The 25661-nt window shown below is 32.4% G+C and carries 21 protein-coding genes, 2 tRNA genes and 1 pseudogene; 20 read left to right on the top strand and 4 right to left on the bottom strand.

The genetic code is table 11. The features are described from left to right. Positions 1-230 precede the first annotated feature (230 nt). From truA to AC3VI6_RS08740, 3 genes are all read left to right on the top strand, one after another. The gene (truA, locus tag AC3VI6_RS08750; RefSeq protein ID WP_497705898.1) at positions 231-965 is read left to right on the top strand and encodes a tRNA pseudouridine(38-40) synthase TruA; all 735 of its coding nucleotides are present in this window, start codon (positions 231-233) and stop codon (positions 963-965) included. A gap of 50 nt (positions 966-1015) precedes the next feature. Beyond that, entirely contained in the window at positions 1016-2731 is a 1716-nt protein-coding gene (locus AC3VI6_RS08745; RefSeq protein WP_497705897.1) for an ABC transporter ATP-binding protein, read from the top strand. A 69-nt stretch (positions 2732-2800) separates the two neighbouring features. Further along, the gene (locus AC3VI6_RS08740) at positions 2801-3244 is read left to right on the top strand and encodes a hypothetical protein (protein WP_299000143.1); all 444 of its coding nucleotides are present in this window, start codon (positions 2801-2803) and stop codon (positions 3242-3244) included. A 55-nt stretch (positions 3245-3299) separates the two neighbouring features. On the opposite strand, the gene cdaA is transcribed toward AC3VI6_RS08740, so the two are convergent. Beyond that, complete coding sequence (gene cdaA, locus AC3VI6_RS08735) at positions 3300-4082, bottom strand: diadenylate cyclase CdaA (protein WP_497705896.1); 783 nt, start codon at positions 4080-4082, stop codon at positions 3300-3302. Between the two features lie 60 nt (positions 4083-4142). Continuing rightward, positions 4143-4961 carry a dihydropteroate synthase gene (folP, locus tag AC3VI6_RS08730; protein ID WP_497705895.1) on the bottom strand — a complete coding sequence of 273 codons (819 nt, stop codon included), beginning with the start codon at positions 4959-4961 and terminating at the stop codon, positions 4143-4145. An 80-nt stretch (positions 4962-5041) separates the two neighbouring features. Between folP and AC3VI6_RS08725 the strand changes: the two genes are divergently transcribed. From AC3VI6_RS08725 to AC3VI6_RS08710, 4 genes are all read left to right on the top strand, one after another. After that, on the top strand, positions 5042-5587 hold the full coding sequence (locus AC3VI6_RS08725; protein WP_274634548.1) for a DUF1599 domain-containing protein: 546 nt from the start codon (positions 5042-5044) through the stop codon (positions 5585-5587). A gap of 18 nt (positions 5588-5605) precedes the next feature. Continuing rightward, positions 5606-6577: a DoxX family protein gene (locus AC3VI6_RS08720; protein WP_497705894.1), complete on the top strand. Its 972-nt coding sequence runs from the start codon at positions 5606-5608 to the stop codon at positions 6575-6577. A gap of 141 nt (positions 6578-6718) precedes the next feature. Continuing rightward, positions 6719-7102, top strand: a complete 384-nt coding sequence (gene crcB / locus AC3VI6_RS08715) for a fluoride efflux transporter CrcB (RefSeq protein WP_497705893.1) — start codon at positions 6719-6721, stop codon at positions 7100-7102. Positions 7103-7169: 67 nt separating this feature from the next. After that, positions 7170-7874, top strand: coding sequence for a crotonase/enoyl-CoA hydratase family protein (locus AC3VI6_RS08710; protein ID WP_497705892.1), 705 nt, complete (start codon positions 7170-7172; stop codon positions 7872-7874). A 29-nt stretch (positions 7875-7903) separates the two neighbouring features. Here AC3VI6_RS08710 and AC3VI6_RS08705 read toward each other — a convergent pair whose 3' ends face one another. Next, positions 7904-8512 (bottom strand): DUF1684 domain-containing protein, encoded by a 609-nt coding sequence (locus AC3VI6_RS08705; protein WP_497705891.1) that lies wholly within the window; start codon positions 8510-8512, stop codon positions 7904-7906. A 364-nt stretch (positions 8513-8876) separates the two neighbouring features. Between AC3VI6_RS08705 and AC3VI6_RS08700 the strand changes: the two genes are divergently transcribed. Together AC3VI6_RS08700 and AC3VI6_RS08695 are read left to right on the top strand one after the other, a co-directional pair. Further along, a complete protein-coding gene (locus AC3VI6_RS08700; RefSeq protein WP_028892791.1) occupies positions 8877-9107 on the top strand; it encodes a hypothetical protein in 231 nt (76 codons plus the stop codon). Between the two features lie 147 nt (positions 9108-9254). Continuing rightward, positions 9255-9329, top strand: a tRNA-Pro gene (locus tag AC3VI6_RS08695). Positions 9330-9365: 36 nt separating this feature from the next. On the opposite strand, the gene AC3VI6_RS08690 is transcribed toward AC3VI6_RS08695, so the two are convergent. Continuing rightward, positions 9366-10337 carry a helix-turn-helix domain-containing protein gene (locus tag AC3VI6_RS08690; protein WP_497705890.1) on the bottom strand — a complete coding sequence of 324 codons (972 nt, stop codon included), beginning with the start codon at positions 10335-10337 and terminating at the stop codon, positions 9366-9368. A gap of 104 nt (positions 10338-10441) precedes the next feature. Between AC3VI6_RS08690 and AC3VI6_RS08685 the strand changes: the two genes are divergently transcribed. The 11 genes and pseudogenes from AC3VI6_RS08685 to AC3VI6_RS08635 all read left to right on the top strand — a co-directional run bounded on the left by AC3VI6_RS08685 (position 10442) and on the right by AC3VI6_RS08635 (position 25637). Beyond that, complete coding sequence (locus tag AC3VI6_RS08685; protein WP_497705889.1) at positions 10442-12898, top strand: TonB-dependent receptor; 2457 nt, start codon at positions 10442-10444, stop codon at positions 12896-12898. Positions 12899-12910: 12 nt separating this feature from the next. Next, positions 12911-14266 (top strand): DUF4374 domain-containing protein, encoded by a 1356-nt coding sequence (locus AC3VI6_RS08680; protein WP_497705888.1) that lies wholly within the window; start codon positions 12911-12913, stop codon positions 14264-14266. 196 nt (positions 14267-14462) lie between these two features. Continuing rightward, positions 14463-14536: transfer RNA gene (locus AC3VI6_RS08675), tRNA-Thr, on the top strand. A 98-nt stretch (positions 14537-14634) separates the two neighbouring features. Then, complete coding sequence (udk, locus tag AC3VI6_RS08670) at positions 14635-15240, top strand: uridine kinase (RefSeq protein WP_274635074.1); 606 nt, start codon at positions 14635-14637, stop codon at positions 15238-15240. A 1-nt stretch (position 15241) separates the two neighbouring features. Next, positions 15242-15565: an FtsB family cell division protein gene (locus AC3VI6_RS08665; RefSeq protein ID WP_408034882.1), complete on the top strand. Its 324-nt coding sequence runs from the start codon at positions 15242-15244 to the stop codon at positions 15563-15565. Further along, positions 15558-16904, top strand: a complete 1347-nt coding sequence (locus AC3VI6_RS08660; protein WP_497705887.1) for a methylmalonyl-CoA mutase subunit beta — start codon at positions 15558-15560, stop codon at positions 16902-16904. Before AC3VI6_RS08665 ends, AC3VI6_RS08660 begins: the two co-directional genes overlap by 8 nt. Continuing rightward, positions 16897-18960, top strand: a pseudogene (gene scpA, locus AC3VI6_RS08655) (methylmalonyl-CoA mutase). Before AC3VI6_RS08660 ends, scpA begins: the two are co-directional and overlap by 8 nt. Positions 18961-18965: 5 nt before the next feature. Continuing rightward, positions 18966-19844: an archaetidylserine decarboxylase gene (asd, locus tag AC3VI6_RS08650; RefSeq protein ID WP_497705886.1), complete on the top strand. Its 879-nt coding sequence runs from the start codon at positions 18966-18968 to the stop codon at positions 19842-19844. A 105-nt stretch (positions 19845-19949) separates the two neighbouring features. Next, the gene (locus AC3VI6_RS08645; RefSeq protein WP_497705885.1) at positions 19950-23096 is read left to right on the top strand and encodes a cytochrome c biogenesis protein; all 3147 of its coding nucleotides are present in this window, start codon (positions 19950-19952) and stop codon (positions 23094-23096) included. Positions 23097-23157: 61 nt separating this feature from the next. Beyond that, positions 23158-23673 carry a DUF2892 domain-containing protein gene (locus AC3VI6_RS08640; RefSeq protein ID WP_497705884.1) on the top strand — a complete coding sequence of 172 codons (516 nt, stop codon included), beginning with the start codon at positions 23158-23160 and terminating at the stop codon, positions 23671-23673. Positions 23674-23732: 59 nt separating this feature from the next. Further along, positions 23733-25637 carry a polysaccharide biosynthesis protein gene (locus AC3VI6_RS08635; protein WP_497705883.1) on the top strand — a complete coding sequence of 635 codons (1905 nt, stop codon included), beginning with the start codon at positions 23733-23735 and terminating at the stop codon, positions 25635-25637. Positions 25638-25661 lie beyond the last annotated feature (24 nt).

Here is a 25661-nt window from a genome sequence, read left to right as displayed (position 1 = left end):
ATTCTTTAAAATAAGGGGTAATTAATGAAAGGGGAATTCACTATTATTTCAATATGAAACTGAAGGGGGACTTCTTTGTTTTGTACTTTTTCTAAGGCAGCAAAAATAACATATACCCCTTAACAATCTGTTTACATATGTTAATAAAACTCAAAACGTATTATTTAAGTTACTCTTTACAACATTTCATTTTAGAATTTCATAATTTAGCTGTTTAAAATTTATATTTTTTGAGGTATTTTATTGAATTAGCTTACAACGGGAAAAATTATCATGGTTGGCAAGTACAACCACACGCAATTTCGGTTCAAGAGGTAATAAACAAAGCTATCAGTACAATTTTACGACAAGAAGTTAATATTGTTGGTGCTGGAAGAACAGATGCAGGTGTGCATGCTTCGCAAATGTTTGCTCATTTTGATGTTGAATTACCTTTAAGTGATAATTTCACCTACAAACTCAATGCTATTTTACCCGATGATGTGGTAATATTTAACACGACATTGGTTCATAACGATGCTCATGCTCGTTTTGATGCTAATAGTAGAAGTTATGAATATAAAATATGGTTAGGTAGAAATCCGTTTTTATTAGAAACTAGCTGGCAATTGCATCATCAACAATTAAATATTGAGTTGATGAATAAAGCTGCCACTATTTTATATGAATATGAAGATTTTGAGTGTTTTTCGAAAGTAAAAACAGACGTTAACACATTTAATTGTACAGTAACCAACGCTGAATGGGTTATGAAAGGGAATGAACTTACTTTTCATATTAGTGCCAATCGTTTTTTAAGAAACATGGTTCGCGCCATAGCAGGTACACTAATTGATGTTGGTCTTGAAAAAATTACGATTGATGATTTTAAAAAAATTATTGAAAGTAAAAACAGAAGTAACGCTGGAGTTTCAGTTCCGGCAAAAGGTTTATTTTTAACAGCAGTAACATACGACTATATATAGTGAGTAAAGCAACAGGAAAAGCATTCGATATTAAAATTTTTTCAAGACTAATGAGTTTTGCAAAAAAGTACCGCCTACGTTTTATCGTTGCTGCGGCTTCTACAATTTTATTAGCAGGATTTGCAGTCCTTACCCCTGTAATTTTAATGACTGCAATCGATGATTTCACCACTACTAAAGACGCTACAAGACTATTGTATTTTACGATAGCTATGGTAGTTGTTTTATTAGTTCAGGTATTATTTCAATTTAGTTTTATTTATAATGCAAACTGGGTAGGTCAACATATTATCAGAGATATAAGAGCTAAAACGTTTAGAAAAATTCTAGAATTTAAAATGAGTTATTTTGATAACTCATCAGTTGGTAAACTCGTAACTCGTGTAGTTTCAGATATAGAAACCATTTCAAACTTTTTTACTCAAGGAGTTTTTATGATAGTAAGCGATATTTTATTAATGCTTATTGTTATAGCTGTAATGTTTTATAAAAACTGGCAACTTGCTTTAATTTCGCTTGCTACCTTACCTGTACTAATTTATGCTACAAAACTATTTCAAATAGCTATAAAATCTACTTTCCAAGATGTACGTAATCAAGTAGCAAACCTTAACAGTTTTGTACAAGAAAGAGTTACAGGAATGAAAATCGTTCAGCTTTTTAATAGAGAACGAATTGAGTATAAAAACTTTATTGACATTAACAACAAACACAAAAAAGCACATATAAAAACGGTTTGGTACTACTCTATCTTCTTCCCTATTGCAGAAATACTTTCTTCAATAGCTATCGGATTAATTGTTTGGTATGGTGGATTACAAGTGATTGAAGATAGTGCTGTTAGTTTAGGTGCTATTATCGGTTTTATAAAAATGGCTCAAATGCTTTTTAGACCATTACGACAAATAGCAGACAAATTCAATCAATTACAAATGGGAATTGTTGCTGGTGAGCGTGTTTTCAACATAATTGACACTAACAGTTCAATAGATAAAAACGGAACTATTATAGCAGAAGACATTGAAGGAAACATCAGTTTTAAGGATGTACATTTTAGCTATATAAAAGGAGAAGAAATTTTAAAGGGAATAAGTTTTAATGTAGAAAAAGGGCAAACCGTAGCTATTGTTGGTGCTACAGGTGCAGGAAAATCAACCATCATAAACCTTATCAGTCGATTTTATGAAATTGATAGTGGCTTGATTGCTATTGATAACATTCCTGTTCAAGATTATGAGATCTCTTCTTTACGACAAAAAGTAGCTGTAGTATTACAAGATGTATTTTTGTTTTCAGATACTATTTTAAATAATATTACGCTACGAAACGAAAATATTTCGTTAGAACAAGTACAAAAAGCTGCCAAACAAATAAGAATTCATGACTTTATCATGAGCCTGCCTAACAATTACCATTACAATGTAAAAGAACGTGGAGGCATGCTTTCATCTGGTCAACGTCAACTAATTGCTTTTTTACGTGCTTATGTTAGTAATCCAAGTATCTTAATTTTAGATGAAGCTACCTCTTCTGTAGATGCTCATTCAGAACAAATGATTCAATATGCCACAGATGAGATTACAAAAAACAGAACTTCAATAGTAATTGCACACCGTTTAGCAACCATTAAAAAGGCTGATATTATTATAGTTATGGACAAAGGTCGTATTGTTGAAAAAGGTAATCATACAGAATTGTTAAAAAAACATGAGGGTTATTATAAGAATTTGTACGAAAAACAGTTTAATAGTGAGACTGTGCTATAAATAAATTTGTTTACATCAATCAAAATAGTACATTTGTTATTCAATCTAAAACTAAAAAATCAATAAACGATGAAAAAAGTAATTTTATCAGTATTTGTAGTTGGTGCTTTATTAGCTACCTCTTGTAAAAACACTAAAGAAGAAGCTAAAGACGCTGCTACTGATGCTGTTGAAGCTGTAGAAAACGCTACTGAAGAAGCTACTGACGCTGCTACTAAAGCAGTAGAAGAAACTAAAGAAGCTGTAAACGAGGTAAAATCTGCTATCGAAGGAATTACAATTCCAGAATTTGAAGATCCTAAAGTAGGAGAATTTTTACAATCGTATACTGAGTATGCTAAAGATTATATCGAAGCAAAAGGAGACGTTATTAAGAACTCTGATTTAGCGAAAAAAGGTGTTGAATTAGCTGCTAAAGCTAAAGAAATCGCTGCTAATTTAGACGAAGAAGCTACTAAGAAGTTTAACAACGTAATGGCTGCTATTCAATCTAAAATGGCTCCTGCTCAATAATTTTTTTGACACGGAATACAATAAAAAAAGGCTCGCAAATTGCGAGTCTTTTTATTTATGCCATTACATCTTTTTCTAATTTTTTATGAAGTTCTTCGAGCGATTTATACAAAACAAACTCTCCGTCTTTTATATATGAAATCTCTCCTGTTTCTTCAGAAACCAATAAACAAATCGCATCTGTTTTTTCGGTAACACCAATAGCAGCACGATGTCGTAAACCAAAACGTGCTGGAATTTTTGTACTGTCAGAAACTGGTAAAATTACGCGGGTAGCTACAATATAATTATCTCTTATAATTGTTGCTCCGTCATGTAACGGACTGTTTTTGTAAAAAATACTTTCAATAATAGCTTCATTAACCAAAGCATTCATTTTATCTCCAGTATTCACTAAAAAATCAAGATTATTTGTTTTTTCTATTACTAATAATGCTCCTGTTTGGGTTCTAGACAGGTTAGTACAAGCCTTTAAAATCGTATCTATATCTATTTCTGAATGAATTTCAGACTTCAAGAACTTGAGCTGATTTAAAAATCCTCTTTTAGCAGAGAAATTGGTAGTTCCTATCATTAATAAAAACTTCCTGATTTCTTGTTGAAACACAATAATTAACGCGATAACTCCTCCTGAAAGCAAATACCCCAAAATACCGCTTAGCATTTCCATATTAAGCGCTTGCGTAACTTTCCAGATTAAAAAAATAAAGGCAATACCTATGACAATATTTATTGCTACCGTACCTTTTAACAGTTTATAGATGTAAAATAATAAAACTGCTACTAAAAAGATATCCAGTACATCCAAAAACGAAAAGTCGATAAAATCTAGGTTCATTAATTTTCTTGAAGTTTTTTATGTTTAAAATAATCTAAACAAGTAAATGTAAGCATTTTATTACAACTGATTTACAATCGTTACCGCTTCAACCGCTTCTTTTACATCATGTACTCGTAAAATATGCGTTCCGTTTAACAAAGCAATAGTGTTAGCTACCGTAGTTGCATTTAAGGCTTCTTGAGCCGAAGTACCCAATAACTTATACAACATTGATTTTCTTGAAACTCCTGTTAAAATAGGAGCATCTAAGCTTTTAAACAATGATAAGTTTTTAAGTAACTCGTAATTTTGGTCAACTGTTTTTCCAAAACCAAAACCAACATCAATAATCACATCATTTACTTTTAGTTGATGTAATTTAAAAAGCTGCTCTGCAAAAAAAGATAGTACTTCAGTAACCACATTTTCATACTGCGGATTTTGTTGCATGTTCTGCGGAGTTCCTTGCATGTGCATCATAATATATGGCACTTGCAATTTTGCTACCGTTTCAAACATATTAGTATCCATCTTTCCACCAGAAATATCATTGATGATGGCTGCGCCAGCGTTGATAGACTCCTCTACCACTCTACTCCTAAAAGAATCAATTGAAATAAGAATTTCAGGAAAATTTTTCACCAACAACTCAACCACAGGAAGCATTCTTTGCAGCTCTTCTTCTTCAGAAATATGCTTCGCCCCTGGTCTTGAAGAATACGCCCCAACATCAATAAAAGTAGCTCCTTCATTCAACATCTTTTCTGTTTGAGCTAAAAAATCATGTTCGTTTTTATATTTTCCTCCATCAAAAAAAGAATCAGGGGTTACATTTAAAATCCCCATAACCCTAGGTGTGGTAAGATCTAGTAAGGTTCCTTTACAATTAATCGTCATTACACTAAATTTCCAAGTAAAAATAAATGAAAAGCTTGTAATATTTACTATTTTTGGTCGAATACTTTTAAATAAGAAAGATGCAAGACACCTCAAAACAGTATGATGCTGTAGTTGAAGAATGTAAAAATTTATTTACCAAGAAAATGAGCGATTATGGTAGTGCTTGGAGAATCTTGAGACTCCCATCACTAACCGATCAAATATTTATTAAAGCACAACGCATTCGTCAATTACAAGAAAATACTGAGCGAAAAGTTGATGAAGGAGAAAAATCAGAGTTTATTGGTATTATCAATTATTCAGTAATGGCATTAATTCAAATAGAGTTAGGAGTTGTTGAACAACCTGATTTAACTACTGAACAAGCCACTGAATTATACAACAAACACATAAAAATCACCAAAGAGTTAATGGAAAATAAAAACCATGACTATGGTGAAGCGTGGAGAGATATGAGAGTTTCATCGTTAACCGATTTAATTCTACAAAAACTACTTCGTGTAAAACAAATTGAAGACAATCAAGGTAAAACTTTAGTTTCTGAAGGAATTGACGCTAATTATCAAGATATGATTAATTATGCTATTTTTGCCATGATTCACCTTTCTGAATTAGAAAATTAACCTAAAACAACCCCTAATATGATTTTAAAATTGTTAACTCATATTTCAAGAGTACTAGTAGGATTACTATTCATCTATTCTGGATTTGTAAAATTGGTAGACCCTATTGGTTCTCAATACAAATTTGAAGAATATTTTAGTGCTAGTGTACTAAACTTAGAGTTCTTAATACCATTTGCTTTACCTTTTTCTATTCTTTTAATTGTTACTGAATTGGTTTTAGGTATTATGCTTTTAGTTGGATACAAAGCAAAATTTACTGTATGGAGTTTATTTGGTATTAACCTTATCTTCTTATTTTTAACTTGGTACTCGTACACTTACAACAAAGTTACCGATTGCGGTTGTTTTGGAGACGCTTTAAAGCTTACACCAAAAGAAACATTTTATAAAAATGTGGTGTTTATGGTATTTATTGTAATCCTAATTTTAGGAGTTCAATACATTAAGCCTTTTATTTCTAGCAAAATTGCTTCTGTAACAACTTTTACGTCAATTTTTGTATCACTTTTAGTAACCTATTACGTATTACAACACTTACCAATCATCGACTTTAGAGCTTATTCAATAGGAACTGATATTGCTGAAGGAATGAAATACCAAGAAGGAAGTGACGACATTCCTCCTATTCATGATTTTATGATTGAAACTGACAAAGGCGACAAACTAGAAGAAATGCTAGCTAAAGAAAAAGCCATGTTGGTTGTTATGTATAATTTTGATAAAACTGAAGAAGAAGGAATTTCAAAAGTTTCTGAAGTAGCAAAACAAGCTAGCGAACAAGGCTATGAAATTTATGTATTAACTGCTTCTTATATTGAAGATTTAGCAGCTACCCAACAAAAATATAGACTACCGTACACGTTCGGATTCTGCGATGAAACCGCTTTAAAAACTGTTATCAGAGCCAATCCAGGAATTGTAACCGTTAAAAATGGAATAATTGCTGGAAAGTGGAACTGGACAGATGCTGACGACGTAGAACTATAAACAATTATACAATTTATATATAAGTAAAACCTCACAAATTTGTGAGGTTTTCTTATTTTAGCACATACAGAAAGCTGATTAGAGATATTTTAAAAATTTCTCTAACAAGTTAAAATCAAGCTTTAATCTAGAAATATTTTTGTGAAACAATTTTTATTAGTCTTTATCGGCGGCGGAATAGGTAGTGTATTGCGATACATTATCGGAAAAGCGTTAAACAGCTCACAAACAGGAATTCCATACGGAACATTTACTGCTAATATTTTAGGTAGCTTGCTTATCGGAATTATTTTAGGTTTAGCCGCCAAGAACCAAGCATTAACTCAAAACCACACGTTGTTATTAGCTACTGGTTTTTGTGGTGGTTTCACCACTTTTTCAACCTTTGCTTACGAAAACCATGTCTTTTTAAAAGCAGGTGATTTTACCAGTTTTGCCCTATACACTATCGCTAGTTTTATTATTGGTTTTTTAGCGGTTTTTGCAGGAATTTTCTTAGTAGACTACCTTTGGAATAATCCGTAGAACATTTAAACTGTAAAGGACAATCTAAAGAGACCCTCTCAATAATAAAATAAAATTCATATAACAAATGAACAAACTTATACAATATACCTCAGCAGACAATCATGTACTAATTACAATTACCAACGGAAAAGCCAACGCAATTTCTCACGAAGTAATTGACGCCTTAAATACCGCTTTTGATAACGCTGAAAAAGAAGAAAAACCAGTAATCTTAACTGGTCAAGTAGGAATTTTCTCTGCTGGTTATGATTTAAAGAGTATGACTCAATCTGCCGAATCTGCTTTAGAACTAGTTACCAAAGGATCGCAATTATCGCACAGAATGTTATCTTTTCCTTATCCTATAATTGCTGCTTGTTCAGGGCATGCTGTTGCTAAAGGCGCATTTTTATTGCTATCTGCAGATTACAGATTAGGTATTGAAGGAGATTTTAAAATTGGACTAAACGAAGTTATGATTGGTATGACCATGCATAATGCAGGTATTGAGATTGCAAAAGCTCGTCTTGCTCCTATTTATTTTGAGAGAAGCGTAAGTTGTTCAGAAATATACAATCCGAAAGAAGCTATTACTGCTGGCTTTTTAGATAAAGTTGTTCCGCAAGAACACCTATTACCTACAGCTTTTAAAATAGCTGAAATGTTTACCAAACTAAACAAAAAAGCACACACCGAAACAAAATTAAAGGTTAGAAAACCTTATTTAGATTCATTAGCCAAAGCTATTGAACAAGACAGTAAAGAAGGATTAACTCCTCCTTCAAAATAAAAAAATCCTGCTCTTGCAGGATTTTTTTCTTAAGGTTTTTTATAAGCCATTACTCCAGCTTTTATTTCTGTGTCTAAAGAATTTTCTTGAGGAGGAATAGGGCACGAATAACGATCGCTATACGCACAATACGGATTGTATGCTTTGTTAAAATCAATTGTAACTGTTCCGTTTGGTTGTATATCTGTAGTGTACACATCTATATAACGTCCACCTTCATAAGACGTTTTACCATTCGTGTTATCTAAAAATGGCAAAAACAAATGATTAATATATTCAGGATCAGGATTTACATCTTGATAAATAGCTAACTCAAAATCTTTTCCTTCAATAGAAAAAGACAAAATTCCATATTTTCTATACAACACTACCCTATCTGTTGTTGTTGGAAAATTTAAAACAGGGGCATCTGGCAGTAATGCTATTTTTGCATTTACAGTGTATTTTTCATCAATAGGAAAGAAATCTAACCCTTTAAATTCCTTTAATCCCTTTTTTGTTAAAGGCGATTTTGACGCATCTTTAAATTTGGTATTCATTTCTATCTGAAAATCAGATTCTCCCAAAACCGTTCTTTTCCTTTCGGTTTTACAAGACAAAAACCCAACGACAAGTAACAATATCACTGTTTTTTTCATATTTCCCTTTATTTTTCGGTATTCAACAAAAATACTATATTCTTAGTAAAACAAGGCGATTCCTTAAAGAATCATTAAATGATATATCAAAAACTGTTAATTTTCTGCTAATAACTTGACATAACAATATAAAATCACTACATTTATATTTATAGATATATGTCTATAGTTGATGTAGGGGATTTTTCACCGATAATAAAAAAAACTTATTAGTACATAAGGTAAATTGATGATTTTACCTATAGTAAACATAAAGTTTCCTCTAAATTTGTCGCCCCAGTTATTTTAGGGGTTAATTTTTTTAACCAAATCAATTACCAGACAAAACCTAAAAGAAAATTTTAAATTAAAATTGGTAGATTTTATGAAATCAGAATTAATCAATAAGGCAGAAGAGTTTGAAAACAGAAAATTCAAATTTGTAACTACTAGCGATCGAATTTTAGCCGCTAGAGAAGCAAAAGCTCTAATTTTAGAGATTAACGAGGTATACAAAAAAACAAAAGACACTACGTTAATGGACATCATGAAACGTTTAACAGCTGTTAAACAACGTATTGAAAAACGTTTAAAAGGTAAACCTTTAACTGCCTAAACAATAAATAATTTTTAAGCACGTTAAAAATAATATACATAAGAATAGTAGTTTGATTAACTACAGCTCTCATTATAATATTTATTCTTGATAAAGTTCTAAGTAAATTTACTTAGAACTTTTCTTTTTAAATATATTTGTACTTATCGGGATGTAGCTTAGTCCGGTTAAAGTGCTGGTCTGGGGAACCAGAGATCGGTGGTTCGAATCCACTCATCCCGACTTTTATCATTTATATATTTTTCAGACTAAAAAAAACTAATCAAGTAATTGACTTGGCAAATAGCCTAACTTCTTTTTAAATGCTACGGTAAAATGCTGTGGATTTTTATAACCAACTTCGTAGGAAGCTTGCGCAACCGTATAATTGTTATTTACAATTAACTCTTTAGCTTTTTCTAACCTTAACGAGGTTATATATTTAAAAACAGTTACCCCATAAAATTGCTTAAAAGCACTTTTGAATTTAGAAGTGTTAAAACCAGCCAAAACAGAGAGTTTTTCAATTGTTAAATCTTTATGTAGATTGTTTTGAATATAGTTTTCTATTTTAACTAGCACTTCTTTATCCTCTTCTCTAACCTTATTAATTGCACTTTTTAAATTTGATGACTGAAGTGCTAGCAATACTATTTCAGTCAACTTAACTTCCAAGTACGATTTGCGCGCCACACCTTTGAAGGAACAATTAATAAACTCATTAACAACATCTCTTAACTTGTTATTTAAAATCATGTTTTGACCTAAAACAGCACAAAAAAGATTTTTCTCTTTTGCTTCTTCATAGTTTTTTAAACTTTCAAGATAAGCAGTTCCCATTTTATCTTTCAAAAAAGATTCTGTAAAATAGATATTTAAAACATTTCTTTTACTTTTTAAACATGTACATGAATATGTTAAAGCAGGTACATACAACAAATTGTACATATTACTTTGTAATCTTATTTCTGAATCCTGATCGTCGTTTAATGAAAGAATTACATTTCCATTAAGAACAATTTGAAGCAAAAAAAAAGGCTGATTTTGAGCTACTTCTAAAGTACAAACCTCTTGATTATTCGCAGTGCAGTCTTGACTTATAACAAATACATTATTTAAGTGAATTCCTTTTAAAACCTCATTGTTTTCCGAGTACAACTCTTCTTTTAAAGATAAGGTTTCAAAATCTTCTCTATCTATTTTTATCACTTCCTTAGTGTTTCCGTTAGAACTTTTAAACCGAAATTCCATTCATTCCTTTTTCGTTATAATAATTCCTTTTTACGTTATTAAGAATCATTTTAAATAAAATACTTTTGCAAAAGTAAAACATTATTTTAATTAAATCTAAATAAGTGAAATTTAAACTACTTCTATTATCGTTACTTGTTACGTTTACGGTTTTTTCTCAAAGCAATAAAAGTGTTATTCACGGAAAAGTTGTTGATAGTTTTGGTACACCTCTTTACGGAGCCACGGTTATTGTTAACAACAATACTCAAGCAACCATCACCAACGAAGATGGTACATTTAGCTTAGAAGGTATTCTTTTAGAAAAGAACATAGTTACAGCTTCATACATGGGGTTTCAATCAAAATCAAAAGAAATAAAATCTTCTACCAAACCAAACAACACTAAACTAGAGGTAAATTTTTCTTTAAATGAAAACTTAGAATTACTAGACCATGTTAGCGTTCAAGGAAAATCTAAAAAAGCTAAAAAAGAAACCAAAGGTTTTGCTGTTAATGTTATTGAAACCAAAGAAGCTAGCCTAAGAAGCATACAAACCAACGAACTTTTAAACACTACTGTTGGTGTAAAAATTCGTCAAGATGGAGGTTTAGGTTCTCGTGCTCAATATAGTTTGAACGGATTATCTGGTAATGCTATTCGTATTTTTATTGATGGAATTCCTATTTCAATGTATGGTTCGTCTTTTAACTTAAATAGCATTCCGCCTTCAATGATTAAAAATATCGAAGTTTACAAAGGTGTTGTGCCTGGGCATTTAGCTGACGATGCTTTAGGAGGCGTTATCAACATCACCCTTCATAAAGGAAGCGAAAATAACTTTAATGCTTCTGTTTCGTATGGTTCTTTTAACACTTTTCAAATGAATTTTAATGGTTTGTATCGTGTTAAAGAATCAGGATTCACCATAAAAGCTTCTAGTTTTCTTAATTATTCTGATAATGACTATAAAGTTTGGGGAGGGCAAGTAAAACATATTGAAGTAAACGGAAGCCAAACCCCGATTACGGCTAAAAGATTTAACGATGCTTATAGATCTACTGGAGGAATGGTACAAGCTGGTTTTACCAACGTGAAATGGGCGGATCAATTTTTAATAGGATTTACGGGTTCAGATGATTACAAAGAAATACAACATGGTGCTTTCATGACCATATTACCCTACAACGGTAGGTTTATGAAATCTGACGCTCAACTTGCCAACCTTACTTACCAAAAAAAGGATTTATTTTTTAAAGGATTAGATGTTAACATAACTGGACTTTACGGCACAAGAAATAGAGTTGTAAACGACACGGTGAGTCAAGCCTATACTTGGAAAGGTGTAAAACTACAGAGAGAACAATTCAATCCAGACGGAACAGTAAGTATTGTTGACCATAAATACCCTTGGAAATCTCAGCAAGAAGGTGGCCCGACACTTCTCAACATCAAAAGAAATGTTGCCTCAATAAGAACTGGAGTTTCTTATAAAATCAATAAAAACCACAAAATACAACTAAATCATTTTTACAGCGGACTTGACAGAGAAGATAGTGACGAGTTAAAATCGCTTTTAGAAAACACTTTTAAACAAACAAGCGATTTATATAAAAACATCTACTCGTTAAGCTACGAATTGAACGCTTTTGAAAACAAATTAAAGATTAACACCTTCGGAAAACATTACGAACAAAAAGTAACAAACACGAAACCTGTTTTTCAAGACAATATTGACGGAACTAAAAGCGTAGTGAATGAAATTTACAACAGTCAAAAGAATTATAACGGATACGGATTTGCTTTCTCTTATGCACTTCTTCCAAATATTACCTTATTAACTTCTGCTGAGAAAGCTATTCGATTACCAAATGAATCTGAAGTTTTTGGAGATGCTGGAGACAATGTAATTCCAAACCTAAAAGTTCAACCAGAAATCAGTAATAATTATAATCTAGGTTTCCGACTAGGAAAATTCAACCTAAAAAAACACGGATTAACCGTTTCTACCAATCTATTTACACGAAACATTAAAGATTTAATTGGACTTCCACCAAACTCAGATGGCCTTAAAGAAAGTGATGAAGTTGTGCAATATGCAAATTTTAACGAACGAACAACATCTAGAGGAATAGAAGCTCAAGTAAATTATAGCTACAATGAAAACTTCGGATTTAATTTTAACGTTTCACGTTTAAGGCTAAAAACAAAAAACAGAGAAGGCATGACGGTAGATGTACCTAACACTCCGTTATTTACCATGAACGCTGCAATGCGCTATTCTGTTCAAAATTTTATTCAGAAAAACTCACGCTTAAACCTATTTTACAACGCTTATTTTACAGATAAATTCTTGTACCAAAATCCTCCTGGAAATAACAACAGCGGACTTGAGCATTTTCAAATTCCAAAGCAATTTATACAAGACTTAGGACTTAGTTACACATTTCCTAAAAACAATATTGTAGTAAGCTTCGATGCTAAAAATATTTTTAATGAAGCTGCTTACGACAATAGATCAGTACAAAAACCTGGTCGCTCATTTTTCTTAAAACTTAATTACACAATACATAAATTTTAAAAACAATTAGATATGAAAAAACATTTTTTCCCTTTTAGAACATTGGCGCTAGCCGTAAGTTCTTTATCAATAATGGTAAGTTGTAGTGATGACACGAACATAACCCCTAGTGAAGACAAAGACTCAGACAGTAGGTGGATTACCATAGCAGGTGCCAGAATGGGAACCAACCCAGGCGACGGTAATGGAGGAACATTAATTTACGCTATTAGCTCTAAAGATGCTAAAGATCCTACAAAAACTATCGAGCCTTTCAATAACGGTTTCATTGTACCATCAAACAGGACTGCCAGATTACAAGCTTCGGAAGATGGTAATACTATATTTAACATTAGTTATGCAGGAGATACTGGTGGTAACTACACTAAATATTCTGTAAAAGGTGGGCAAAATTTCACACAAACAGGTTCTGAAATCAGCATTGCTCCTTACGTAGGTACTGCTCCGAGATGGATTAAATTATTCGATGGAGATAAAACTGGTGCTGCTGTTTACATAGCTACCGAACATAAAGTTGACGATAAAGGCACTGAAGCTGTTACCGACGACACATACTTACGCACTGAAGCAACTATGGGAATAGTAACTTTAGATTTAGAAAATTCTGCCATTAAAAATTTTCAAGAACACAGTTTAGCTTTAACTGCGGAAGAAGAAGCTAAAGGTTATTATATTGGTAGAGTTGATATGCCTGTTTTAAACGCTGCTGGAAACAAATTATATATCGGTACACAAATTCGTAAAGTAAACCCTGAAACTATAGAAAGAGAAAGCAATTTTGAGATTTTAGGTTCTAAAACTATTGTATTAGACTATCCTTCTTTGTTAAATCCAAAAGTAGTTTCATCTACAGTAGGACTAGGAAACACAAACGGTTACCGTAGTATCAATGCCTTTTTATATAATGGTGACGTTTATCAAGCTAACCAAGGAGACCCTAACGGTTCACACATCTTAAAAATTAATGCAAATAACGAGTATGATAATTCTTACGTTTTAAACTTAGATGAAGCTTTAGGCATACAAGATGCTTATATTCTTGCTTGGAGACCTACTGATAATGGAAAAGCAATCGTAGCCTATCGTCATGCTGGTTCTACAGAAGGTGTAGCTGGTGCTCAAGGATTTTTTGCTCTTGTAGATTTGAATGCAAAAACAGCTACCAAGATAGATGCCATTCCTTACGATCCTGACTTCTACCTATTCCAATATCAAGGCTTTGCTGTTGAAGGAAACGAAATATACCTAACACAAGCCCCAGTAGGTGAAAACGGAAATATTTATATCGTAAACACTGAAACAGGCGCAGTAACCAAAGGAGCTGAGTTAATCAACGCTGAAGGAAGCCACTTTATTGGTGCTTGGTAAAGAGTAACCGAACACAAATAACCTCTAGTTCCATGTTGACAACTCAACATGGAACTTTTTTTTGAAAAAAATCAAACAAAAAAACTCTGTTTTTCAAACACTTAAAAAGCACTTCAAAAAAAAGTTATTCAAAAAACAAAAAAAGTTTTTGCAGTATCGAAAAACGTTATATATTTGCCACGCTTTAAAGGAAAACGCCGATGTAGCTCAGCTGGCTAGAGCAGCTGATTTGTAATCAGCAGGTCGTGGGTTCGAGTCCCTCCATCGGCTCAAGAGCCAAAAGCGCTAACAAAAGTTAGCGCTTTTTTTATGCGCTTATTTTACTAAATTTGTCATAACTCTATTTTTACAAAGACTTAATGAAAAACATATTTGTTATTGGTATTGCAGGAGGAACAGGAAGTGGAAAAACCACTGTGGTAAATCAAATTATCAACGAACTTCCTGCGGATGAAGTATGTGTTATCTCTCAAGATTCTTACTACAAACAAACAGACAATCTTACTTACGAAGAACGCACCAAAATAAACTTCGATCATCCAAGAGCTATTGATTTCGATTTAATGGTTCAACATTTAACTGAGTTAAAAAATGGAGACATCATTGAACAACCTGTATATTCGTTTGTAGCTCACAACAGAACCAAAGACACTATAAAAACCCACCCTAGAAAGGTTATTATTATTGAAGGAATTTTAATTTTTAATAGTGAAGATCTTCGTAACTTGTGTGACATTAAAGTTTTTGTACATGCTGATGCTGACGAACGCCTAATAAGACGTGTTCGAAGAGATATTAAAGAGCGCGGTAGAGATGTTGATGAAGTTTTAAACCGTTACCAAACCACCTTAAAACCAATGCATCAACAATTTATTGAACCTACAAAAAATTACGCTGATATTATTATACCTAATGACAGATATAATACTGTAGCTATCGATATTGTAAGAACCGTAATTAACGACCGTTTATAACATGAATTTTAAATCAATTAAAAATAAACCATCCTTTAAAATCGCTACTAATATTTATGTGATTATACTTACTGTGTTTGTAGTTTGGATGCTTTTTTTTGATGAAAATTCATACCTTACACATAGAGAGTTCAATACAGAAATTAAAGAACTAAACAGTTGGATTGAGTATCACGAAAAGAAAATTAAAAAAGACAAACAAACGATACAACAACTTCAAGACTCTCTTCAATTAGAACGTTACGCAAGAGAAAAATACTTAATGAAGAAAGAAGGAGAAGATATTTATATTATTGAATTTGATACCATAAAAAGTGATGAGTAATTATTTATTTGACGAATTTAACGGTGTTAGCCCCGCTGAATGGAAACAACAAATACAAGTAGACCTTAAAGGTGCCGATTATAACGATACACTTTTATGGAAAACTGAAGAAGGTATTACCGTAAAACCTTTTTATACTAAAGAAGACAGAACCAACATTGAGGTTAACACTCCCCATAAAGGTTTTGCTATTTGTCAATCTATTAACATTGAAAACGAAGAAGAAGCGAATGCATTTGCTATCGACTCAATTCAAAGAGGAGCTAGCGCTATTGAATTCAACGCAAAAAAAGAGTTTGACTACAAAACCTTATTAAAAGGAATTGACACTCAAAAAACTTTACTTTACTTTACTTTTAATTTTTTATCATCAGAATTTGTAAAAAAACTAGCTGATTTCACAAACTCGGACAAGTGCTACTTCAATATAGATATTATAGGAAACTTAGCTAGCTCAGGAAACTGGTATTCTAATCTTAAAAGCGATCATACACAATTAGAAGAAATAGCAAAAGCTACTCAAAATGCTATTTGTGTTAATGCTTCCATTTATCAAAATGCAGGAGCAACCATAGTTCAACAATTAGCATATGCACTTGCACACGCAAACGAATACTTGAATCATTTTGGAGGTTCAATTGCAAACAATATTCACTTTAATTTTTCTGTAGGAAGTAATTACTTTTTTGAAATTGCCAAACTAAGAGCTTTTAGGGTTTTATGGGATTCTTTATTGAAAGAATATAATGCTGATACAACCGCTCATATTTTTGCAGAACCTAGCAAACGTAACAAAACTATATACGACTATAATGTGAACATGCTTCGTACAACTTCTGAATGCATGAGTGCCATTTTAGGAGGCGCAAATACTGTTTCAAATAGCTCATATGATAAAATATTCCACCAACCGAATGAGTTTGGTGAACGCATTTCAAGAAATCAATTATTGATTCTCCAACAAGAAAGCGAATTAGCGGAAGCCCAAAATATTGCTGATGGAGCTTATTATATTGAAACCATCACGCAACAACTAGCACAAAAAGCACTAGAAATTTTTAAACAAATAGAACAAGGTGGTGGCTTTTTAAAACAATTGAAAGAAGGCGTTATTCAAAGAAAAATCAAAGAATCTGCTGATAAAGAGCAAGAATTATTCAACTCTGGAAAATTAGTCTTATTAGGCACTAACAAAATTCAGAATGAGAATGATAAAATGAAACAAGATTTAGAGGTTTCTCCATTCTTAGAAGCACGAAAAGAAAAAACTTTGATTCAGCCAATTATTCAAAAACGACTAGCTGAAAAGCTAGAACAAGAACGTTTACAAGATGAGTAGAAAAGACATATCAAACATACAACTACCTAAAAATCAAGAACAAGAAAACAACTCTTTTAAACACGAAGATTTTGTTGCAGGTATTGCTCCTAACTTACGCGGTCCTTACTCTACCATGTATGTTCGTAGACCCTGAACCATTCGTCAGTATGCAGGTTTTTCTACCGCTGAAGAAAGTAATGCTTTTTACCGAAGAAATTTAGCTGCTGGTCAAAAAGGATTATCAGTTGCTTTCGATTTAGCTACACACCGAGGGTACGATTCTGATCATGAACGCGTTCAAGGTGATGTTGGAAAAGCAGGTGTTGCTATTGATTCAATTGAAGATATGAAAGTCTTATTTGATCAAATTCCATTAGATAAGATGTCGGTTTCTATGACTATGAACGGAGCTGTTTTACCTATTTTAGCTTTCTATATTGTAGCTGCAGAAGAACAAGGTGTCACTCCTGAGTTATTATCAGGAACAATTCAAAACGATATTTTAAAGGAGTTTATGGTGCGTAACACCTATATTTACCCACCTACGCCTTCAATGAAAATTATTGCAGATATTTTCGAATACACTTCTGAAAATATGCCAAAATTCAATTCTATTTCAATTTCAGGATACCACATGCAAGAAGCTGGTGCTACTGCCGAAATTGAATTAGCTTACACGTTAGCTGACGGACTGGAATACATTAAGAAAGGATTGGAAGCAGGAATGGACATTGATACTTTCGCTCCTCGTTTATCTTTTTTCTGGGCTATTGGAATGAACCATTTTATGGAAATCGCTAAAATGCGAGCAGGAAGAATGTTATGGGCAAAAATGGTAAAACAATTCAATCCTAAAAACTCAAAATCACTAGCATTAAGAACTCACTGTCAAACTAGCGGATGGAGTTTAACAGAGCAAGATCCTTTTAATAATGTAGCCAGAACTACCATCGAGGCAATGGCTGCTGCCTTTGGAGGAACTCAGAGTTTACATACTAATGCTTTAGACGAAGCAATCGCTTTGCCTACTGACTTTTCGGCACGTATTGCTCGTAACACACAAATTTATTTACAAGAAGAAACACATATTACCAAAACTGTTGATCCTTGGGCAGGTAGTTATCATGTAGAGAAACTCACCGAAGAAATTGCCAACAAAGCTTGGAAATTAATTCAGGAAGTTGAAGAATTAGGCGGAATGACCAAAGCTATTGAAAAAGGAATTCCGAAAATGCGAATTGAAGAAGCTGCTGCCAAAAAACAAGCAAAAATTGATAGCGGTCAGGATGTAATTGTTGGCGTTAACAAGTATCAACTAGCAGAAGAAGATCCTTTACATATTTTAGAAGTAGATAACGAAGCTGTTCGTCAATCACAAATCAACCGATTAAACGACTTAAAATCTAAAAGAAATCAGACTGAAGTAGACAAAGCTCTAAACGACTTAACCGAGTGTGCTAAATCAGGTGACGGAAATTTATTAGATTTAGCAGTAAAAGCTGCAAGAAACAGAGCCACTTTAGGTGAAATTTCTGACGCTCTTGAAACTATTTTCGGTCGTCATAAAGCAGTACATAAAACAATTTCAGGCGTGTATAGTAAAGAAATAAAAGATGACGAATTATTTAAAAAAGCAACCGAGTTAGCCGATAAATTTGCTGAATTAGAAGGACGTCGTCCGCGTATTATGATTGCAAAATTAGGACAAGACGGTCACGACCGAGGTGCAAAAGTAGTAGCAACAGGTTATGCTGATTTAGGTTTTGATGTAGATATAGGACCTTTATTCCAAACACCACAGGAAGCCACCAAACAAGCTATAGAAAATGATGTCCATATTTTAGGAATTTCATCGTTAGCTGCTGGACATAAAACATTAGTCCCTCAAGTAATTGCTGAACTTAAAAAATATGGACGTGAAGATATCATGGTTATTGTTGGTGGAGTTATTCCCGCACAAGATTACCAATATTTGTTCGATGCTGGCGCTGTAGGTGTTTTTGGCCCTGGAACAAAAATAGCACAAGCCGCTATAGACATGTTAACTATTTTGATTGATAGTACTGAAGAGTAATCGCTATGCAAATAAGATTCATTGATAGAAAATCAGGTAAAATCATTACCGAAACCCCTCCTGGTGAAGGCTATTTAAAATTATTATACAACAACCCATTTGGCAAAATGGCTTTGTTACCATTGGTTAAACGTAAATTTTTATCATCATGGTATGGTAAACTCATGAACAAACCTAACTCTATTAACAAAATAAACAGCTTTGTTAGAGAGCTTCAAATTGACATGAGCGAAGCCGAAAGATCTTCTGAAGACTATATTTCTTTTAATGATTTTTTCTATAGAAAATTAAAACCTAGTGCTCGCCCTATTGAAGAAGGTTTTGTTTCTCCTGGTGACGGAAAAATGTTAGCGTTTAAAAACATTTCAGACATTCATGAGTTCTTTGTTAAAGGAAGAAAATTCACTTTAGAAGAATTTTTAGGAAACAAAGAACTAGCCACAAAACATAAAGACGATTCTTTAATCATACTTAGATTAGCCCCAAATGATTATCATAGATATCATTTTCCATATGACGGAGTTCCTTCAGAAATGACAAAAATTAAAGGCAATTATTTCTCAGTATCTCCCTATGCTTTAGCTTCAAACTTCACCAAAGTTTTTTGCGAGAACAAGAGAGAATATTGTACTCTGTCTACTAAAGACAAAGGAGATATTATCATCGCTCCTGTAGGCGCAACCATGGTAGGTAGCATTATTGAAACTTTCACTCCTAATTCCGAAGTGAAAAAAGGAGACGAAATGGGCTACTTTGCTTTTGGTGGTTCTTCAATAGTTTTACTAGTTGACAGTACTAAAATTACTATTGATGAAGATATTTTAACAAATACTAAAAACAAAATGGAAACCTTTGTTAAGATGGGAGAACAAATAGGAAATTAACCCACATAACTTTAACATTTTACATTTCAAAAATGATTGATTTCTTAGGGTGATTAACTCTTTAATCCGTAAATTTGCGTCGTTTTATACTTAGCAGATTTACTGATGAAAAAAATCTTAGATACCCTCTACTCTACCCGTTTAATGGCTGTTTTATTTTTTGCTTTTGCCATTGCCATGGGAGTTGCCACTTTTATTGAAAACGACTACGGAACACAAACCTCAAAAGCATTAATCTATAATACTTGGTGGTTTGAGCTAATAATGGTGTTTTTTGTAATCAACTTTTTTGGAAACATTTTCAGATACCGATTATATAAGAAAGAAAAATGGTCAGTATTATTATTTCACGTGTCTTTCCTTTTAATTTTAATTGGTGCAGGTATTACAAGATATATTAGTTATGAAGGGTTAATGGTTATTGATGAAGGAGAAACCACAAATCAATTCTATTCAGAATATACGTATTTAAATGTGATTATTGATAATAGCGAGTTTCAAAAAACGACCGCTAATAAATTATTACTTTCTGCTTGGGGAAGTAATTCTGCTAGTTTTACAGAAAATTTCCAACCTCAAAAAGGCGGGAAAAACCACGAGGTTTCTTTTAATTTAGTGGATTATATCCCATGGTCTGAAACCAAAATGGTACCTGATGAAAACGGAACAGAACACTTATTTTTAGTTGAAAGTTCTGACGGAAGCAGGCATGAACACTACGTTAAAAAAGGAACTATAGAAAATATTCATAATATCTTAGTTGGTTTTGAAGCGGAAGATAGAAATGCAGCCTCTATTAATTTCTTTTATGAAGATGGAAGTTTAAAAATGACTTCAAAAAATGATGGAGATTGGCTTCGAATGGCAGACCAAAAAAAAGGTTTAATAGTTAAAGATAGTGCACAACACTTTCAATTCTTAACACTTCATAATGTAAACGGGCTACAATTTGTTGTTCCGAAATCACCTGAAAAAGGAGAAATTAAAACCGTAAGAGGAGAAAAAGATGATCAAAAATACGATACCGTAGTTTTTGACATTACTACTAATGGAGAAACTCAACGTGTAGAATTTTACGGAGGTAAATTTAACGTTGCTAATCAACAAGAATTTTCTGTAGGTGATTTAAACTTCAGAGCTTGGTATGGTGCTAAATTATTAGAAACTCCTTTCAGTGTAAAACTAAATGATTTTCAACTAGAAAAATATCCTGGATCAGAAAGTGCTGCTGCTTATGCTAGTGAAGTTACAGTAATTGCTCCAGAAGAAACTTTTGATTATAGAATTTACATGAACCATATTTTAGATTATAAAGGATATAAATTCTTCCAATCTAGTTATAAAATTGAAGGGGAACACGAACAAACTCACCTATCTGTAAACCACGATTTTTGGGGAACTTGGATTACCTATATCGGTTATTTCTTATTATTCTTTGGTATGACTGCTGCATTATTTGTAAAAGGAACTCGTTTTCACGATTTAAAACAATCGTTAGTTAAAATCCGTAATAAAAAAGCAAAATTATCAGTAATTGCTTTATTCATTTCTTTAGCTGGCTTTAGTCAACACAAACAACACCAGCCTAATCAAATTACTGAAGCGCAAATTGATTCTATTTTAATTGCTAACAAAGTAAATAATGAACATGCCGATTTATTCAGCTCTTTAGTAATTCAAGATGCTGGCGGACGTATGAAACCTGCACATACTTTTGCTTCGGAATTGGTTAGAAAAGTAGCCCATGTTGATAAATTTAAAGACATGGATCCTAGCCAAATTTTACTTTCAATTACTGAAAGTCCGATGCTTTGGTTAAATGTTCCTTTTGTTTATTTGGAAGAAGGAAACACACAAGTTAGAGAACTTTTAGGAGTTGACAAAGATGCTGAATATGCACGTTTTATTGATTTTTACAATCCTGATGGTTCTTCTAAAATAAGCAAGCTTGTTGTTGAAGCTGAGAAGAAAAAAATTCAAAATAAATTTGAGAAAGACATCATAAAAATTGAACGTAGAGTTTGGTTATTATCGCAAGCCTTAGGAGGAGGAATGTTACGTATTTACCCTATTCCTAACGATGAAAACAACAAATGGGTTTCGCAACCAGAAACATTACAAGCCAATTTTAAAGGAACAGACTCTGTATTTGTACGTCAGTCGTTGCCTGTGTACTTACAATTATTACAAGCTTCAAAAAAATCTGGAGACTATACTGAAACCAACAAAGTTTTAGACGGAATTAAGAAATTTCAACGAAAATTTGGTGCGGACGTTATTCCTGCAAAAGATAAAATTGATTTAGAAATTGCTTATAATAAACTAAACATCTTCGTAAAACTTTCGAAGTACTACGGATATGTAAGTTTACTTTTAATTGTATTTGTTTTCTTACAAATTTTTAACAACAAACCATGGGTTAACAAGGTTGTAAAAGTATTAATAGGTATTGTTATCTTCCTTTTTGTTTTCCATGTATTAGGATTAACAGCACGTTGGCTCATTAGTGGTAATGCTCCGTGGAGTAACGCTTATGAATCTATCATTTTTGTTGGACTAGCTACCATGTTATTTGGATTAATCCTAGGAAAAAAATCTTCATTAACCATTGCTGCCACGACATTTTTAGTTTCAGTAATATTAATGTTTGCTCACCAAAACTGGTTAGATCCTGAAATTGCCAATTTACAACCTGTACTAAACTCATGGTGGTTATATGTACATGTATCTGTAATCGTTGCAAGTTACGGTCCGTTTGCCATGGGAATGATTTTAGGAATCTTCTCTTTATTCTTAATCATTTTCACCAATGAAAAGAATAAAAAGAAAATGGACTTACATATAAAAGAGTTAACAGTAATTAATGAAATGGCTTTAACAGTAGGTTTGGTTATGCTTACTATTGGAAACTTTTTAGGTGGTATGTGGGCTAATGAAAGTTGGGGACGCTACTGGGGTTGGGATCCTAAAGAAACATGGGCGTTAATTTCAATTATGGTATATGCTTTTGTATTGCACATGCGATTAATTCCTGGATTAAGAGGAAGATTTACTTTCAACCTATGGTCTATTATCGCTTTTGCAGCTATTATGATGACTTATTTTGGGGTAAACTTCTACTTATCAGGACTACACTCTTATGCAAGTGGAGACAAAGTAATAACTCCTACCTCTGTATATTATTCTGTAGCTTTTGTAGCTCTTTTAGGAATCGCTGCTTGGGTAAAGAACAAAAAGTATTACAGGAAATAAGTTGACAGTTTTTCTGTTAAAAAAATGTATTTTTGCAAACCGATAAAAAGAAAAGACAATTATGTTCAATAAAAATATAAAATTAGTTCTAGCTGCTTTAGTAACTATATGGTCTGTGTATGAGTTTACACAAGGACACATCATGAATGGAATATCAATACTTTTACTTGCTGGATTATTTATTTTATTTTATTTTAAAAACGAATTTATTCTTTTAGCTTTTTTACAACTACGTAAACAAAACTTTGCTGGAGCTCAAAAATGGTTAGGATACATTAAAAACCCTTCTGCTGCTTTAACCAAAAAACAAGAAGGGTATTACAATTACCTACATGGTATTATGCTATCTCAAACTAACATTACACAAGCCGAAAAATATTTAAAAAAGGCTGTTAAGTTAGGCTTAGCTATGGACCATGATTTGGCCATGGCTAAATTACAATTAGCAGGAATAGCAATGACTAAACGTAGAAAAAGAGAAGCTACAAATTTAATGGCAGAAGCCAAGAAATTAGATAAACACGGGATGCTTAAAGAGCAAATGCAAATGATGAAACAACAGATGAAGAAAATTTAATTCTTCAATTACTTGCTCATTTTATATTTTGTATCTTTATTTGTTAACAAAAATACACAATGATTAAGAGTCTATTTTTAAAAGCTTTTGACAGATATGCTTCTCGGTGGGTTGTTTTAATTATAGATATCTTTTTAGTTTGTATCTCTTTTGTTTTAGCCTACACAGTTCGCTTTAATGCGAGTTTAAACTTTGAAGTAGAAAAACTATTCTATCAAATTCCTTTCATTGCTTTTATTGCTCTTATCAGTTTTCTTACTGTTGGTTCTTACAAAGGAATTGTCCGTCATACAGGAACAAGAGATGCCTTTAATGTTTTTATTGGTGTAACCTTACTTTTTATTATTACTACAAGCCTTGTATTAATTAATAACCTTTTAAAAGTAGTTCCAAATTTTACGATTCCGAAATCAATACTTATTATTCATTATTTGATTTCTGTACTTGTACTAGTAATTAGCCGATTCATTTTTAAAGCTTTTTATGAAATTGTTTCTACAGAATTAAAATCAATCACCAATGTTTTGATTTATGGCGCTGGAGACTCTGGACTAATTACTTATGGGGCTTTAAACAGAGACACTAAGAATAAGTATGAAGTTATTGGTTTTATTGATGATGATCCGAAGAAAATTGGCAAAAAGCTAGATAGAATAAAAATATACAGCAAGAAAGTAATCAATAAAAACTTCATACAAGACAAGCAGATTGATGAAATTATTATTTCTATTCAAAATATAAAATCTGAAAAACTTTTATACTTAACTGATAAATTACTAGAACTAGGTGTTCAGGTAAAAATTGTCCCTCCTTTATCTAAATGGATTGATGGCGACTTGAAAGCCAATCAGATTAAACAAGTTAAAATTGAAGATTTATTAGATAGAAAACCAATCTCTATCGACAATCCAATTGTTAAAAGAGAAGTAAACGATAAAATTATTTTAGTCACAGGTGCTGCTGGATCAATAGGTTCAGAAATTTCACGCCAATTAAGTGTTTATAATCACAAACATTTGATTTTAGTAGATCATGCTGAATCTCCTTTATACGATCTTCAACAAGAACTTATTCAAAAAGGTTGTAAAAACTTCACTTGTATTGTAGCCGATGTTAGAGATGAAATAAGAATGAATGAAGTTTTTGAAGAATTCAAACCTCAAAAAGTCTTTCATGCGGCAGCCTACAAACATGTCCCTTTAATGGAAATGAGTCCGTATGAAGCTGTAAAAATTAATATTGGAGGAACGAAAAACATTGCTGACTTATCAATAAAACATAATATTGATCGTTTTGTAATGGTATCAACAGATAAAGCTGTGAATCCGACCAATGTAATGGGAGCTACAAAACGCGTCGCTGAAATGTATATAAGCTGTCTTAGCAATTCTAAAAATCATACAACAAAATTTACAACTACTCGTTTTGGTAATGTTTTAGGATCTAATGGATCTGTAATTCCACTTTTTAAACGTCAAATTGAAAATGGCGAACCTTTAACGGTTACTCATAAAGACATTACCCGATATTTTATGACGATTCCTGAAGCGTGTCGATTGGTTTTAGAAGCTGGAACTATGGGTAATGGTGGAGAGATTTACATTTTCGACATGGGTAAATCTGTAAAAATATATGATATCGCTAAAAGAATGATTCATTTATCAGGCTTACAATTCCCTGATGATATTGATATAAAAATAACTGGTCTTCGTCCTGGTGAAAAACTGTATGAAGAACTCTTGGCTGATGGTGAAAACACCACTCCTACCTATCATGAAAAAATTATGATTGCTAAAAACCAAGAAATAGATCATGCTACTATTGCTGAGAAAATTACTGACTTGTGCCAATCAAATAAGTCACATAACAATCATAATACAGTACAGTTGATTAAGGAAATAGTTCCTGAATATATATCTAACAATTCTATATACGAAAAATTAGACATCGATACCAAAAATTAAATTAGTACTTTCGCAAAAATTTTA

The sequence above is a fragment of the Tenacibaculum sp. TB-56 genome (genome assembly GCF_059716275.2).
This window is presented reverse-complemented; position numbering and strand designations above follow the sequence as displayed.